Genomic DNA, 14,005 nt, shown 5'->3' on the forward strand with positions numbered 1-14,005 from the left:
TTTGGGCGCAGACTGCCCACGGCGCAGACGCCGTCATTCGCTTTGCGTCACAATCAGCGCCATGCCTTCCGATCTGCCCCGCGCCGTCCAGCCCCTGCCCGCCACCGTGATCACGCCTGAGGGCGCGCTTTTGCGGCTGGATGCGGTTGCGGCCGAAGTGCCGGTGGCGCTGGTGTTCAATGGCATCTCGCATGCGGTGATGATGTGCAGCCCGCAGGACCTGGAGGTGTTTGCGCTGGGCTTTGCGCTGTCCGAGGGCATCATCGACCAGGCAGCCGACTGCTATGGCATCGAGGTGCAGTCGCTGGCGCCCTGCGGCACGGACCCGGAAGCACCGGGCATCAGCGTGGAGATGCAGATCGCCAGCCGCTGCTTTGTGCGCCTCAAGGAGCGGCGCCGCGCCCTCACCGGCCGCACTGGCTGCGGCATCTGCGGCATCGATTCGATGGACGCCCTCGATCTGGTGCCCGAGCCCCTGCCGCAGCTGCCCGACTGGGCCCAGCACCTGGACCTGGCGGCCTTGCAGACGGCGTTTTCTCAGCTGCCCCAGCTGCAGCTGCTCAACCAGCAGGCCGGCGCCGTCCATGCCGCTGGCTGGGCCACGCCGGCCGGGCAATTGCAGGTCGCCCTGGAGGACGTAGGCCGCCACAATGCGCTGGACAAGCTGCTGGGCCATATGGCGCACCAGCAGATGCTGGGCCAGCCCGGCTTGGTGGTGATGACCAGCCGCGCCAGCTACGAACTGGTGCGCAAATGCGCCCGCATGGGCCTGCCGGTGCTGGCCACCATCTCCGCGCCCACCACGCTCGCCATCCAGGTGGCCAACCAGGCCGGTATGCGCCTGTTTGGCCTGTGCCGGGGCCCGCGTGTGGTGCGCTACAGCACCCTCTGACAAGTTCCAGACAGGTACCAAACAGGCACCAGACGGGTGCCAGACAGCGGCAAAACCGGGCGCTGGCCCGGCGGCGCACCGGTGCCACTTCGGCGCTGCAGCGCCTTGCGGACGGCCTTTGCACACTCAAAAACCGTAGCAATTGAACAACACTTCCGCCGCCGCCTGGGTCCAATCGTCAGCTGCGCCTATACATCTTGGCTGAAGAGCTATTAAACTTGTAGCAGATGTTGCCGCGACGCCGATCGCACCCTCTCAGTGGATTTGCATGCGAAGGCCTGGGCCTCGCTCCTCAACACAGCGCAAGGAGACCCTTACATGAGCGCCAAGGAAAACACCGCCATCAACCAGCTCTTCGAGCGGTTGGAGTGCCGCTACGCTTTGCGTGTGCTCTGGGCATTGCGGGACGGACATCCCCAGACCTTCCGCTTGCTGCAAGACAGCGTGGGCGGCATCACGCCCAACACGCTCAACACCCGCATCAAGGAGCTGCGCGAGGCCGGCTTTCTCGACCACAACAGCGATGGCTACACGGTCACCCCCTCCGGGCAAGACCTGCTCAAGCGCCTGTCCGACGTGCAGGCCTTTGCCACGCGCTGGGTGGCGGCGCAGACCAAGAAGTAAATTCCCGCCCGCCGAAGCCCTTTTTTGCCCCCTGGAGCCCGCCTTGTGCGGGCTCTGTGTTTGGCAGGCGGGTATGATCGCTGCTGGTAGCAAAGCACTCACAAAGGATTTACATGACCACCGTCACCACCCCCTCCGGCCTGCAGTACGAAGACACGGAAGTTGGCACCGGCGCCGAAGCGGCCAAGGGCCAACAAGTCACCGTGCACTACACCGGCTGGCTCTTCAACAATGGCGAGCAAGGCGCCAAGTTCGACTCCAGCAAGGACCGCAATGACCCCTTCGTGTTCCCCCTGGGCGCCGGCATGGTCATCAAGGGCTGGGACGAAGGCGTGCAGGGCATGAAGGTGGGCGGCAAGCGCACGCTGATCATCCCCGCTGAATTGGGCTATGGTGCACGCGGCGCAGGCGGCGTGATTCCTCCCAACGCCACGCTCAAGTTTGACGTGGAACTGCTGAAGGTCTAAGCAACGCAGGCCCCCTGGCCTGTGATCTACACCTTCCCAAAAACTGCACATGGCGCCCAACCTGTGCAGTTTTTTCATATCCGGGCCCGCCTAGTGGAGGCTATTTGGCGAGGGGCTCGGACTGCCGGGTGCAGCAGCTCACCGCCCAGGTCACGAACACGCCCAATGGCACGCCAAACACCGCGGCCAGCGTGGGCTGGATGCCCCACCACAGATGGGCCGAGGCCTGCGCCCCGGGCGCCAGGCTGTTGATCGGCATGTTGACGACCATGTAGTACAAGGTGATGCCCAGGCCCGCTGCCATGCCGCAGACAGCGCCCCGCCGCGTAGCGCCGCGCCAGTACAGGCCCAGCAGCATGGCTGGCACAAAGGCCGCTGCAGCGATCGAGAACGAGGCCGACACCAGCACCAAAATGCCCGAGCTGCGCACCGAGGCGACGGCCGCGGCCGCAAGCGCCACCAGCAGCAAGGTGAACTTGGACAGAATCACGCGCTGCTGCGGCGTGACCGACTTGCCCCGCTCGACCAGGTAGAGATCGCGCACCAGCGCATTGCTGATGGTCAGCAGCAGACCATCGGCTGTCGATAGCGCAGCGGCCAGCCCGCCGGCCGCCACCAGGCCCGAGACCACAAATGGCAGGCCGCCCAGCTCGGGCGTGGCCAGCATGATCAGGTCAGCGCCCAGATGGATCTCACCCCACTGCACAATGCCGTCGCCGTTCACATCCTCGATCGACAGCAAGGCGTTGTCCATGCGTGTCCACTGCGCAATCCAGGCCGGCAGCGCATCGAAATGGCTGCCCACCAGGCCTTGCATCACCTCCAGCTTGACCAGGGCGGCGAGCGCGGGCGCACTGGTGTAGAGCAGCACCACAAAGAACAAGGTCCAGACCACCGAGCTGCGCGCGGCAGCCGGGCTGGGCAAGGTGTAGTAGCGGGTGAGCAAATGCGGCAGGCCGGCGGTGCCCAGCATCAGGCAGAACATCAGCGCCATGAAGTTGCGCCGCGACAGGCTCTCTTGCTCCTGCGCGCTTTGCTCCGAGCCCAGCATCGGCGCATAGGGCAAGGTGTGCTGCGGCATGCCGCCCAGCGGCTGGGCGCGGGCATAGTTCTCGCGCATCGCCGCCGTCCACAGCTCGCGCGCGCTGGTCTCGTCCTGCGGCAGCGCTGCCAGCTCCCGCCCGGCGGCCAGCACCTGGTTCAGGTCAGCATTGCTGATGCGCAGCTGCTGCACCTTCTCCTGCAGGCGCGTGCGCTCGGCCTCCAGTGCGGCGGGAATATTGCGCAGCCGCGATTCATACAGCATGCCCTTTTGCAAAAACACCAGCTCCACATCGCGCTCGGCCGAATCGCTCAGCAGCCCCTTCTCGTACTCGGCGATCTTGCCCAGATCCTGGGTGTAGGCCACGGCGGCGACCGGGCTGCCCAGGCGCTGGTAGGCCAGCCAGGAGACCGGAATCAGAAAGGCCAGCAGGATCATCACATACTGCGCGACCTGGGTCCAGGTGATGGCACGCATGCCGCCCAGAAAGGAGCAGACCAGCACGCCGCCCAGCCCCAGCATGATGCCGATCTCGAACTGCACGCCGGTCAGCCGCGAGGCGATCAGGCCCACCGCATAGATCTGCGCCACCACATAGGAAAACGAGCACATCACCGCAGCGACAGCGGCAATCACGCGCGGCCAGCGCCCGCCATAACGCAGCTGGAAAAAATCGGGCAAGGTGTAGAGATTGAGCGCACGCAGCTGCGGCGCAATCAGCAGCGCCACCAGCACAAAGCCGCCGCTCCAGCCCAGCAGGTAGGCCAGCCCCCCGGCTTGCTGGCTGGTGCCGGCAAAGCCCTGCAAATACAGCGCGCCCGACAGCGATAAAAAGGACGCCGCGCTCATCCAGTCGGCCGCAGTGGCCATGCCGTTGTAGAGCGGCGGAATGCGGCGCCCCGCGACATAGTACTCCTCCGAATCGGCCGTGCGCCCCCAGACGCCAATGGCCGCATACATCATCACCGGCACAAACAGAAAGAGCGGGCCGATCCACTGGCGCGACAGACCGGCGCGCTCGGCCCAGGCCACCAGGCCGATGAAGCAGCCCAGGCCCAGCAGGTACAGCACAAAGAACTTATGGTTTCGTGCCATGATGACTGCGGGCAACCTGCACGTCTTTCTCCGGATGGCGGCGCATGTACAAGGCGTAGCCGGCAACCAGCAGCACATACAGCACCGGCAGCACCGATGCCCCATAGAGGTAGGCCGTGCCATTGCCCCAGATCGCATCGATCTCGGGCGCCCAGTACAGGCCGCCAAAGGTGCTGAGCACCAGCACCAGCAAGACCAGCAGCTTCATCGCGTTGAGTGGCATGGGTTCAAAAGGGGCAGGGTTGGGGTGCGAGGAATCCATCGGGGCCTTTCAAGCCGAATGACTGAGACAGCAGCAGGCTGCAGCCCGCATTCTTGCATTTTGTCGCAGATGGGACTGGTTTGCCCAGCGCCTTAGGGGAAGCACCGTGATCGCCCGCGACATCGCTTTTGATAATGCCTGCACAGGCTTGGGCCGCGCTGCAGCAAAGCCGGGCACTGCCAACGACGACAAAAAACAGACAGGAGACAAGCATGACCCTTCGCACATCCACCGCTGCTGCCAGCTTGCTGGCATGCGCCACCTTGGCCGTCCAGGCCGCCGGCATCTCCGATGACAAGGTCAGGATCGGCGTGCTCAGCGACATGTCGGGCCAGTACGCAGACTCGGGCGGCAAAGGCTCGGTCGAGGCGGCCAAGATGGCGGTCGAAGACTTTGGCGCCAAGGTACTGGGCAAGCCGGTGGAAGTGGTCTTTGCCGACCACCAGAACAAGGCCGATATCGGCGGCACCAAGGCACGCCAGTGGTGGGATGCCGAAGGTGTGGACATGATCGTCGACATCAACAACTCGGCCATCGCCGGCGCGGTGTTCACGATGGCCAAGGAGCGCGGCAAGGTCGCCATCAGCACGGGCGCACTGTCCACCGGGCTGACCAATGAATTCTGCGGCCCCACCTCGATCCACTACACGGTCGATTCGTACTCGCTGGGCAAGTCGGCGGTGCAAAGTATCCTGGCCCAGGGCAAGAAGGACTGGTACATCGTGGCCGTCGATTACGCCTACGGCAAGGTAACGGCAGCCACGGTCACCGACTTCGTCAAGGAAGGAGGCGGCAAGGTGCTGGGCACCGTCTACCACCCCTTCAATGCCAGCGATTTCTCGTCCTTCATGATGCAGGCCCAGGCCAGCAAGGCGCAGGTGATCGCGCTGGCCAATGCCACGCAGGACACCGTCAACTCCATCAAGACGGCGCGTGAGTTTGGCATGACCAAGAACCTCACCTTTGTGCCCCAGCTGATCTACATCAACGATGCCCATGCGATGGGGCTGGAGCTGGGCCAGGGCCTGACCTTTGCGACCGCTTTCTACTGGGACCGCAACGATGCCTCGCGCGAATGGGCCAAAAAATACCAGGCCCGCATGAAGAAGATGCCCTCGATGAACCAGGCCAGTGTCTACTCGGCCGTCACCCAGTACCTCAAGGCCATCGAGGCGGCGGGCACCGACGACGGCCTGGCCGTGACCAAGCAGCTCAAGACCATGAAGATCAACGACATGTTCTCGCAAAACGGCTATGTGCGCGAGGATGGCCGCATGGTGCATGACATGTTCCTGGTGCAGATGAAGACCCCCAAGGAATCCAAGGGCCCCTGGGACTACTACAAGATCCTCGACACCATCCCGGGCGAACAGGCCTTCCAGCCGCTGTCCAAGAGCACCTGCTCGCTGGTCACGCAGAAGTAAGCGCGGTTGCAGCGCAGGCGCCGTGGGAGCGCCTGCGAAAGCACCTGCCAAGGCGACTTACAAATAAATACGATTGCGGGCGGGGCCTTTTAACCCCTTGCGGGCGGGCAGCGCGATTCAGGGCAGACCACCACTTCTGCAGCGCCCTGCCATGCACACCATCCTCCCCCCCGCCCCTGCTTCGTGCCGCGCACGCAAGCCCCGTACCCTCCACGCACTGGCCGCATGGGCCCTGCTTGCCAGCATCCTGCTGGGCAGCCTGCCCGCACAGGCCAGCCAGCTGGCCGATGTGCAGATCATTGACCGCAGCAGCGGCCAGCGCCTGCCGCTGTACTACCACCAGGGCGAATACTGGGTGGCGGGCCAGCCGGGCAGCAGCTATGCGGTCGATATCAACAACCGCAGCCGGGGCCGCATCCTGACCGTGCTCAGCATTGATGGCATCAACGCCATCAGCGGCCAGGCCGCCGCAGCCGTGCCCGACGATGGCTATGTGCTGGGCAGCGGCCAGCAATGGGCCATTGCAGGCTGGCGCAAGAGCGACCAGCAGGTGGCGGCCTTCTATTTCTCGCACAGCGAAGACGCTTATGCCGCACGCACCGGCCGGCCGCGAGATATCGGCGTGATCGGCGTCGCGGTGTTCCGCGAGCGCGCCCCCCTGCCCCAGCCCCCGATCGCACGCAACAGTGCCGCGCAAAAAAGCACGGCACCGGCTGCCGAAGCCAGCATCGCCGATAGTGCAGCGCCTGCGATGCCCAGCGCCTCGGTGCAGCCGCCCACAGCCGCTCCTGCGGCATCTGCGGCCCTCAGTGCCTCGGCCGCCGCAGAATCGCGCCAGGCCAGCGCGCCGGCCGCCGCGCCCACGCCGGTGGCACCGCGCCTGGGCACCGGCCATGGCGCGCTGGAGCGCTCCGCCACACGGACCACCGAGTTCCACAGCGCCAGCAGCAGCCCGGCGCAGATCATCCGCATACGCTACGACAGCTATGCCAACCTGGTGGCCCAGGGCGTCATCCGCGCGCCGCAGCCCGCCGTGCAGCCGGCGCCCCGCCCCTTTCCGGCATCGCCCTCTGGCTATGTACCTGATCCGCCTGCCTATTGAGGGCCAGCAGCCGCAGGCATCGCCGTGCTGCGGCGTGCGATTTTCTCCACATGGGCCACCAGCGGGCGCAGGCTTTTGCATAATCTGCCGCATGGTAGATGCACTGCAAGACGACCAAGCGCTGATGCTGGCCTACGCCGGCGGCCAAGTCGCGGCGTTTGAGCAGCTCTACCAACGCCACAGCCAGCGCCTGTGGCGCTATTTTTTCCGCAATACCGGCAATGCTGCGCTCGCCGATGACCTGGCGCAGGAGACCTGGTTTGCCGTGGTCGATGGCGCCCAGCGCTACCAACCCCAGGCGCAGTTCATGACCTGGGCGTTTACCCTGGCCCACCACAAACTGGTGGACCACTGGCGCCGCCACAAAGCCCACCGCAGCCTCGATGAAGAGGACAGCGAAGGCATGCGCCTGGCCGAGACCTTGTTTGCCAACTCCGGCTTTGACCCCGAGCGCCTGCAAGGCCGCAAGGACCTGGCGCGTGCTTTGCTCGCTGCCCTGGCCCAGTTGCCGCCCGAACAGCGCGAGGCCTTTTTGCTGCAGGCCGAGGCCGATATGTCGGTGGCCGACATTGCCGCGGCTACGCAGGTGACCCAGGAAACCGCCAAAAGCCGCTTGCGCTATGCCCGCGCCAAACTGCGCCAGGCCATCGAGGTGACCGCATGAACACACCGCAAGACCCCAAGCGGCCCGATGCCCTGGTCGACCTGTACCGCGAGGCCAGCGCGCAGGACGCCGGCCCGAGTGACGCCAGCACGGCGCAGATCCTGGCCCATGCGCGCGCCAAAGCCGCACAGGGCCTCAGGCCAGCCGCTACACCGGCCGGTCTGGACAGCAGCGGCCAGCAAGGCCAGCACTTCCGAGGCGAAGCCGCCAATGACCGCCGCTGGTGGCTGCAGGCCCTGGGCAGCCTGGCCGCCATTGGCCTGGTCAGCTGGCTGGCGCTGCAGCACCTGAATGAGCCTGGCGCGCCGCAGCTGGAGGCGCCCCAAATGGACAGCGCGCCCAGCGCTGCATCGGCACCGCCTCCGCCACCTAGCGCGCCCGCAGCGCCCGCCGCACCTGCTGGTACTGACAGGGCGGCGAGCCCCGCCAGCGCCAAGATGCGCAGCGAAGCGGCACCGATGGAAAAGGCTGCAAGCCCTGCCGCCGACGCAGCGCACGCGCCTGCCCCCGCTTCTGCGGCTGGCGCAGGCGCAAGCAGCGCCAACACCGGCCCCGCGCCAGCCATCGCACCTGTGCCGCAGGCAGAGCGCCGCATGCCGTCGGCAGCCGCGCCTACGCCGGTAGCGCCGCCGATGCCAGCACCTGCGGCACCCGCTGCAGCCGCCGTTGCACCCGCATACCCTGCTGTTCCACCCGCTGCCAGAACGCAGGCGGCCGAAGAAAAACGCGCGGCCGAACGGCCAGCGCCACCGATGGCTGCAGCACCGGCTGCATCAGAAGCCGCCTCCGCACTGTCTGCTGCGGCACCTACCCTGCCCCCATGCAGCCCCGATCTGGCCCCCCAGGCCCTGGCCGAGCAGCGCCGCCGCATCCAGGCCTATGACAAGGCCCTGGCCGCTGGCCTGCCAGCACCTGCGCCGCTGCCGGTATGCCGCCCTGCGCCCGCCCATGAGGCAGAGCCTGCGCAGCCAGTGGACAGCCGCTGAGTCCCCGCCAAGCAGTGTGCAGACATAAAAAACAGGCCTGCATGTCGCAGGCCTGTTGGCTTGGTATCAGCGAAGATTAGCGAAGAAGCGGCACTGGATTTAGGCGGATCTAAGCCATCAGGTCATAAAGCCCATAGCCAAAACCGGCAACGCCAATGGCCAGCAGCAGGCAGGAGGCCACCAGCAAGATGCGCTTTTCGCGGGCGGGCGAAATCAAGCTGCGCACCAGGAGCGCAATGAGGCCCAGCATGCTGAAATCCAGCACCACCCAGACAACGGTCAGCACCGCCAGGCTGTGGTCGGGCGCAGGCAACACGCCCATGAACTGAGGCAAGAACGAGGCAAAGAAAATGATGTCCTTGGGGTTGGAGACACCAAGGATAAAGCCCTGGCTGAAGCCGCCTTGCTGGCTGCCGGTGGCCGGTTCCGCAGTCATGGCCCTGCCGGGCTGGGCATCCATCACCCAGGCGTCGCGGATCATGCCCCAGGCAATCCAGACAATGTAGAGGCAGCCGGCCAGGCGCACCAGCTTGAACGCAGATTCATCGATAACCAGCAAGCCCTTGATCAGCAGCGCCGACAGAAAAATCAGCACCAGCGATGCCAGGTTGGTGCCACAAATGGTGGCAAACGCATGGCGCATGCCGCCCACGAGGCCCGCTCGGGCCACCAGCAAGGTCACGGGGCCCGGGGTGATCAGCAAGGTAATGACCGACAGCGCAAACAGAAACACCAGCGAAAGATTGAGTTCAGACATGGGCAGCAGAGAGCGGGAAGAACGCGCGCCTGCAGTGCAGGGCAAAAAGCGCGATTGTGCCGCGAAGCACCGCGCAATTCAATGTATTGGGCAGTCACTTGCCAAGCAGCGCCAGCGCCCATCCGCCGATAAAAAACCGGGCCGCTCGCCCGGTGGGTGAATGCGGCTGGCGCGTGCTTACATCGCCCTGGCGTTAAATCGCAATCCCCAGGTCATCCCAGTCCGCCAGCTTGCCGCCAGCGGCGGTGAATTTTTGGTACGCGCTTTGGCGTTCGGCATCGATTTCGGTATTGCTCGCGCCACGCTTCCAGTAGCCAGCAATCGACACATCGGCCTTGTCCATGCCCAGCTCCGACTGGAAGTATTTGCGCATCGCGCGCATCTCATCGCGCTCACCCGCGCCCCAGATCACATGGCCAGCTGCGCCCGCCAACTGGCGCGCCTGCTGCAGCAACGGGTCGCGCCCATGCCCTGGCAAGCGCTGCAGCTGCAGGCCAGCCACCCGTGGCAGCTCTGCAATCCCATGCAGATCGTCGCTGGCAATCCAGCCTACGCCGCCCAGCCCTGCGGGCCAGCGTTGCAAGATCGAGTAGAGCGCGGGCAGGCCCGAATCATCACAAAACAGCGCCACAGGCCGGCCCTTGGCGTCGGGCAGCACGATGTTGACGCGGGGGCCTGTCAGCCGTACCTGCTGGCCAATGGCAGCCTGCGCGGCCCAGCGCATCATGGGGCTGTCGCCGCCATGCATCACCACATCAAACTCGGCGCAGCGGCTGTGCGGCGCAAAGCTTCGCACGGTATAGACGCGCGAGACCGCAGGTGCCTGAAGATCCGGGTACACACGGAAAGCCACATTCGCCTCATCCCAGACCGGGTCGTTGCCGACATCGCCCAGATGCATGCCCACCCGCAAGGTGTGGGGCGACGGGCGCTGCAGCGAGACGATGGTGGCATCGATCTGGTGCTCCTGGTCGCGAGGCGCCTGCGCGGCCACTGGGCTGGAAGATGGGTTGGGAGAAGCGGAGGAATGGGACATCGATACACAGACCGCATGGGCCATCGAGTGCGTGGAGAAAAGAGCTTGGCTGGCTGACAGACCGCAAGGGCCTGCCGGTGGCTAGCAAAAACGACCTTGGAGACGCTGAGGTCCCGGGTCGCCCCACGATGAAACGGATGCAAAGAGCCGCGCTGTGGCTGACGCTCTCGATGGCGGGATCATAAACCAGTTGAGAATGAATATCATTTAATACCCATACCTTTCACGCAGCCTTTGCAGCCAGCTATGCACTGATCTTACGCCGCCTTGCTGCTCTCGACCATCTCCAGCGCCGCGCCATGCGGCACCCGGATCAGCCGATGGGCATCGACCCCATTGCTGGCGGCGATGGCCACCAGGCGTGTGTAGGTAGCTTCATCGATGCTCGGCGTGCGCGACAGAATCCAGGCGTACTTGGCCGCATCACCGACCACCACGGCGTGTCCTGCATCATGGTCGACATAGACCACATGGTAGCCGGCATATAAAGGGCGAAAGAACGACACCTTCAGCGAGCCCAGTTCCGGGCCGGACAGCAGCTTGGCCACCGCAGTTGCCGACTTCCATTGGCCACGCTCCGGGTCAAAACCGCGATTGGTGACCTGCACCGTGCCATTGTCTTGCAACAAGTAGTCTGCGGTGCATGAGGTCAGTCCGCGCTCAAACACATAGTCAATCCGTGCCAGCTCATACCAGTGGCCCATGTACTGCCGGACATCGAAGTCCTGCACAGGGCGAACATTCTTGGGCACCCTCACCCGCTGGCCGGTGTACCACAGCGCAGACACTGCAGCCGTCAAGGCCATGGCCAGCGGCAAGGAGGAGGTTCTGGAGGAGGCCGATGCCTCAGGTGTGCGGCGCATAAGAGGGTTCCTTCCAACAAAACCCTTTTGTACCGCCGATGGCAAGCGGCCTGCGTAGGCCTTGCCACGGCAGCGGCCTAGGTGCATTCCGACAAGGCGTCAGGGTCTGCACCGCGCGCCCTGCAGCGGCGCATCAATTGCCTTTTTTGGGCACCACATTCTTGGGCAGCACCATCAGCACAAAGAGCGCAAACAAGGTGCACAAAATGGCAGCGGCCTCTTCACCTGCGCCCACCGCCATGCCTATCGCTGCGGTGAACCAAATGCCTGCGGCGGTGGTCAGGCCCTTCACATCCTCGGTGTTTTCCTTGGCGGGTTTCAAGATGGCGCCCGCTCCCAAAAAGCCCACGCCAGCAATCAGCCCCTGGATCACCCGGCTGGAGTCCATCGGCGTCATGCCCATCAGTTGCGCCACGGCCAAAAAGGTGGCCGCCCCCATGGCCACCAGCATGTGCGTGCGCAGGCCGGCAGCCTTGCCGCTGGCCTCTCTTTCATAGCCCAGCATGCCACCCAGCAGGGCCGCAAGCAGCAGCTTGAAAATGATGCGCGTGGCCTGCGCCAGATCGGTCAGATCAGACAGCTCGCCAGCGATGGTGTGAATGATGGTTTGGAACGCGGAGTCAGAAGCATTCATGGCTCGGGCCTTGGTGCATCACGCAGCAAGGCGGCCACGTTCCATGGCCGCCTGCATGCAGAAAGTAAAAAGACCTCCCTCGCAAAAGCCAGGGAGGCTGCTTGAATTACCAGCGGTAATTGTTCTTGGTTTCCCAATCCTTGACCTGCTGCTCGGCAGCATCTTTCGCAATACCTTCACGCTCTTGGATGCGGCCCACCAGCTGCTCGCGCTTGCCGTCGACCACGTCCAGATCATCATTGGTCAGCTTGCCCCACTGCTCTTGGACCTTGCCCTTGAATTGCTTCCAGTTGCCTTTGATCGTGTCTTCGTTCATCTGTCACTCCTTGCGGGTTTGCGGGTTAATCGGCTTGTGTGGTTCCAGTGTCACACCCTCACGGCCCCCGCATTGCAGTCGTGCAAGCAGCATTACCGTAGGGACTCTCCCACAGCGTGGCGAACACGGCGGATTTGCGCCCCCTATACAACAGAGCATGGCTTTGTCTATGGCCATTCCATACCCAGTACATCTTGTAAAGCGCATACTGGGGGTGGCGACGAGGAGCGGCCTCGCATAGAACCGGCATTCCAGCGATATTCAAGGAGTTGAAAGCCATGACTTATGCATCCAAACCCCTTCCGGCTCAGGCACTGAGCCAAGAAGAGATTCAAGCCCGTTATGAAAAGGACCGAATTTCTTACCCCGACGGTGTTCCCCACTCCCGTATCACCTGGATAGAAAGGCCAGAGTACAAAGGCAATGAACTCAGTTACCGGGGCCAAAAGCCCAAGACGATCGTGACCTTGGCCAGCTCGGCAAGTCCGACCATCCCCTCTTAGAACCTGTTCAAAGTCTCCTCGCGCCGCGACAGTGTCTTTGCGAGATGGGATGCGAGGGGGGCGCCCAGCCGCGCAATACCGCAGCAATAGCCATGCTATTGCGAGGATTTGCAACGACGCAGACCGCTCCCTAGCTGTGAAGGTTCAATAGGTTGTATCCGGTGTTCATCCGGGTTGGATTTGAGAGACTGGAAGTCGCCAAACACCCAACCCACTCAGGACAGCCAACCGGATGAACACTCATAAGCATGCCCGACTTACCTTTGCCCGGAGACTGGAGATGGTCAAACAGATGACCTTGCAAGGCCTGGATGCCTCTCAGGCCGGAGCCCTTCAAGGCGTCACCGCACAGACCGCTCGCAAGTGGCTGGGCCGCTACCTCTCGGGCGGCGAAGCAGCCCTGGCCGATGCTTCCTCCAGGCCCATTTGCTCTCCCAAAGCCATCTGCGAGTCCAAGGCCTTACTCATTGTTGAGCTACGCAAACGCCGCATGCTGCAGTCGCGCATTGCCAGCTACGCAGGCGTCTCGGCGTCCACCGTGAGCCGGGTATTGGCCCGTGCGGGCCTGTCTCGACTCAGCGATCTGCAGCCGTCCGAGCCCGTGGTTCGCTATGAGCACGATGCGCCTGGAGACATGCTGCACATCGATACCAAGAAGCTCGGGCGCATCGTTCGGCCCAGCCACCGCGTCACAGGCAATCGGCGCGATTCGGTCGATGGTGCGGGATGGGAGACACTGTTCGTGGCCATTGACGACCACGCACGCATTGCCTTTACCGCTATGCATCCGGACGAGAAAACGCCGCAAGCCGTCGCCTTTCTGCGCAACGCCGTGGCGTACTACGCGGGGCTTGGAGTGAGCATCAAACGCCTGCTGACCGACAACGGTGCGGCATTCCGCTCAAGGGAGTTCGCTGCGGCCTGCAACGCCTTGGGCGTGCAGCACAAGTTCACCAGGCCGTACCGGCCACAGACCAACGGCAAGGCCGAGCGATTCATCCAATCGGCGCTGCGCGAGTGGGCCTATGGTTGGACATACCAGAATTCAGCTGAGCGAGCACAAGCCTTACATCGCTGGCAGCATTACTACAACTGGCACAGGCCTCACAGCGGCATTGGTCGAATTACCCCGATGGCCAGGCTCAAATCTGCAAACAACCTCTTGACAGTTCACACCTAGCCGGGCGCCCCTTCCCGGGCAGCGCAAAGCCACTGTCCCTATGGGTTGGAGTGAAATCGGGCGATTTCTGCGTGCTGGCCCTTGCTTGCACCCCGGTGCAAGCTGCGCTCCATCCCTTCGAACTCATCCCGATTGCACTCCAACGCGGCTGCGTAGAG

General features: G+C 64.0%; 15 protein-coding genes. 8 read left to right on the forward strand and 7 right to left on the reverse strand.

The window, feature by feature from the left end:
• Positions 1–61: 61 nt before the first annotated feature.
• From fdhD to ACPEE1_RS16300, 3 genes are all read left to right on the forward strand, one after another.
• The gene (gene fdhD / locus ACPEE1_RS16290) at positions 62–892 is read left to right on the forward strand and encodes a formate dehydrogenase accessory sulfurtransferase FdhD (protein ID WP_116925005.1); all 831 of its coding nucleotides are present in this window, start codon (positions 62–64) and stop codon (positions 890–892) included.
• Between the two features lie 318 nt (positions 893–1,210).
• On the forward strand, positions 1,211–1,516 hold the full coding sequence (locus ACPEE1_RS16295) for a winged helix-turn-helix transcriptional regulator (RefSeq protein ID WP_027010615.1): 306 nt from the start codon (positions 1,211–1,213) through the stop codon (positions 1,514–1,516).
• A gap of 113 nt (positions 1,517–1,629) precedes the next feature.
• Entirely contained in the window at positions 1,630–1,983 is a 354-nt protein-coding gene (locus ACPEE1_RS16300; RefSeq protein ID WP_116925004.1) for an FKBP-type peptidyl-prolyl cis-trans isomerase, read from the forward strand.
• A 100-nt stretch (positions 1,984–2,083) separates the two neighbouring features.
• Here ACPEE1_RS16300 and ACPEE1_RS16305 read toward each other — a convergent pair whose 3' ends face one another.
• Together ACPEE1_RS16305 and ACPEE1_RS16310 are read right to left on the reverse strand one after the other, a co-directional pair.
• On the reverse strand, positions 2,084–4,120 hold the full coding sequence (locus tag ACPEE1_RS16305) for a VC_2705 family sodium/solute symporter (RefSeq protein WP_116925003.1): 2,037 nt from the start codon (positions 4,118–4,120) through the stop codon (positions 2,084–2,086).
• The gene (locus tag ACPEE1_RS16310; RefSeq protein ID WP_423933913.1) at positions 4,104–4,382 is read right to left on the reverse strand and encodes a hypothetical protein; all 279 of its coding nucleotides are present in this window, start codon (positions 4,380–4,382) and stop codon (positions 4,104–4,106) included. The genes ACPEE1_RS16305 and ACPEE1_RS16310 overlap by 17 nt, the downstream gene beginning before the upstream one ends.
• A gap of 212 nt (positions 4,383–4,594) precedes the next feature.
• Between ACPEE1_RS16310 and ACPEE1_RS16315 the strand changes: the two genes are divergently transcribed.
• From ACPEE1_RS16315 to ACPEE1_RS16330, 4 genes are all read left to right on the forward strand, one after another.
• Complete coding sequence (locus ACPEE1_RS16315) at positions 4,595–5,806, forward strand: ABC transporter substrate-binding protein (protein WP_027010617.1); 1,212 nt, start codon at positions 4,595–4,597, stop codon at positions 5,804–5,806.
• Between the two features lie 151 nt (positions 5,807–5,957).
• Entirely contained in the window at positions 5,958–6,908 is a 951-nt protein-coding gene (locus tag ACPEE1_RS16320; RefSeq protein ID WP_423933916.1) for a hypothetical protein, read from the forward strand.
• A gap of 91 nt (positions 6,909–6,999) precedes the next feature.
• The gene (locus ACPEE1_RS16325) at positions 7,000–7,572 is read left to right on the forward strand and encodes a sigma-70 family RNA polymerase sigma factor (protein ID WP_260719173.1); all 573 of its coding nucleotides are present in this window, start codon (positions 7,000–7,002) and stop codon (positions 7,570–7,572) included.
• The gene (locus tag ACPEE1_RS16330; RefSeq protein ID WP_423933920.1) at positions 7,569–8,558 is read left to right on the forward strand and encodes a hypothetical protein; all 990 of its coding nucleotides are present in this window, start codon (positions 7,569–7,571) and stop codon (positions 8,556–8,558) included. Before ACPEE1_RS16325 ends, ACPEE1_RS16330 begins: the two co-directional genes overlap by 4 nt.
• Before the next feature lie 109 nt (positions 8,559–8,667).
• Here the strand turns inward: ACPEE1_RS16330 and ACPEE1_RS16335 are convergent, their stop codons facing one another.
• The 5 genes from ACPEE1_RS16335 to ACPEE1_RS16355 form a co-directional block, all read right to left on the reverse strand.
• Positions 8,668–9,315 (reverse strand): LysE family translocator, encoded by a 648-nt coding sequence (locus ACPEE1_RS16335; RefSeq protein ID WP_423933923.1) that lies wholly within the window; start codon positions 9,313–9,315, stop codon positions 8,668–8,670.
• 193 nt (positions 9,316–9,508) lie between these two features.
• Complete coding sequence (locus ACPEE1_RS16340) at positions 9,509–10,351, reverse strand: siderophore-interacting protein (RefSeq protein ID WP_423933926.1); 843 nt, start codon at positions 10,349–10,351, stop codon at positions 9,509–9,511.
• Between the two features lie 257 nt (positions 10,352–10,608).
• The gene (locus tag ACPEE1_RS16345; protein ID WP_260719169.1) at positions 10,609–11,214 is read right to left on the reverse strand and encodes a lipocalin family protein; all 606 of its coding nucleotides are present in this window, start codon (positions 11,212–11,214) and stop codon (positions 10,609–10,611) included.
• Positions 11,215–11,347: 133 nt separating this feature from the next.
• The gene (locus tag ACPEE1_RS16350; protein WP_116924996.1) at positions 11,348–11,848 is read right to left on the reverse strand and encodes an MgtC/SapB family protein; all 501 of its coding nucleotides are present in this window, start codon (positions 11,846–11,848) and stop codon (positions 11,348–11,350) included.
• Positions 11,849–11,954: 106 nt separating this feature from the next.
• A complete protein-coding gene (locus ACPEE1_RS16355; RefSeq protein WP_116924995.1) occupies positions 11,955–12,164 on the reverse strand; it encodes a CsbD family protein in 210 nt (69 codons plus the stop codon).
• A 735-nt stretch (positions 12,165–12,899) separates the two neighbouring features.
• Here ACPEE1_RS16355 and ACPEE1_RS16360 point away from each other — a divergent pair.
• Positions 12,900–13,847, forward strand: coding sequence for an IS481 family transposase (locus tag ACPEE1_RS16360; protein WP_423933930.1), 948 nt, complete (start codon positions 12,900–12,902; stop codon positions 13,845–13,847).
• Positions 13,848–14,005: the final 158 nt, after the last annotated feature.

Origin of the sequence: Comamonas sp. 23 (genome assembly GCF_049601575.1) — a bacterium.
Lineage (GTDB): Bacteria > Pseudomonadota > Gammaproteobacteria > Burkholderiales > Burkholderiaceae_C > Comamonas > Comamonas squillarum.

Coding starts and splice junctions, on each gene's coding strand:
- fdhD (WP_116925005.1), top strand. CDS start 62: ATGCCTTCCGATCTGCCCCGCGCCGTCCAGCCCCTGCCCGCCACCGTG.
- ACPEE1_RS16295 (WP_027010615.1), top strand. CDS start 1,211: ATGAGCGCCAAGGAAAACACCGCCATCAACCAGCTCTTCGAGCGGTTG.
- ACPEE1_RS16300 (WP_116925004.1), top strand. CDS start 1,630: ATGACCACCGTCACCACCCCCTCCGGCCTGCAGTACGAAGACACGGAA.
- ACPEE1_RS16305 (WP_116925003.1), bottom strand. CDS start 4,120: ATGGCACGAAACCATAAGTTCTTTGTGCTGTACCTGCTGGGCCTGGGC.
- ACPEE1_RS16310 (WP_423933913.1), bottom strand. CDS start 4,382: ATGGATTCCTCGCACCCCAACCCTGCCCCTTTTGAACCCATGCCACTC.
- ACPEE1_RS16315 (WP_027010617.1), top strand. CDS start 4,595: ATGACCCTTCGCACATCCACCGCTGCTGCCAGCTTGCTGGCATGCGCC.
- ACPEE1_RS16320 (WP_423933916.1), top strand. CDS start 5,958: ATGCACACCATCCTCCCCCCCGCCCCTGCTTCGTGCCGCGCACGCAAG.
- ACPEE1_RS16325 (WP_260719173.1), top strand. CDS start 7,000: ATGGTAGATGCACTGCAAGACGACCAAGCGCTGATGCTGGCCTACGCC.
- ACPEE1_RS16330 (WP_423933920.1), top strand. CDS start 7,569: ATGAACACACCGCAAGACCCCAAGCGGCCCGATGCCCTGGTCGACCTG.
- ACPEE1_RS16335 (WP_423933923.1), bottom strand. CDS start 9,315: ATGTCTGAACTCAATCTTTCGCTGGTGTTTCTGTTTGCGCTGTCGGTC.
- ACPEE1_RS16340 (WP_423933926.1), bottom strand. CDS start 10,351: ATGTCCCATTCCTCCGCTTCTCCCAACCCATCTTCCAGCCCAGTGGCC.
- ACPEE1_RS16345 (WP_260719169.1), bottom strand. CDS start 11,214: ATGCGCCGCACACCTGAGGCATCGGCCTCCTCCAGAACCTCCTCCTTG.
- ACPEE1_RS16350 (WP_116924996.1), bottom strand. CDS start 11,848: ATGAATGCTTCTGACTCCGCGTTCCAAACCATCATTCACACCATCGCT.
- ACPEE1_RS16355 (WP_116924995.1), bottom strand. CDS start 12,164: ATGAACGAAGACACGATCAAAGGCAACTGGAAGCAATTCAAGGGCAAG.
- ACPEE1_RS16360 (WP_423933930.1), top strand. CDS start 12,900: ATGAACACTCATAAGCATGCCCGACTTACCTTTGCCCGGAGACTGGAG.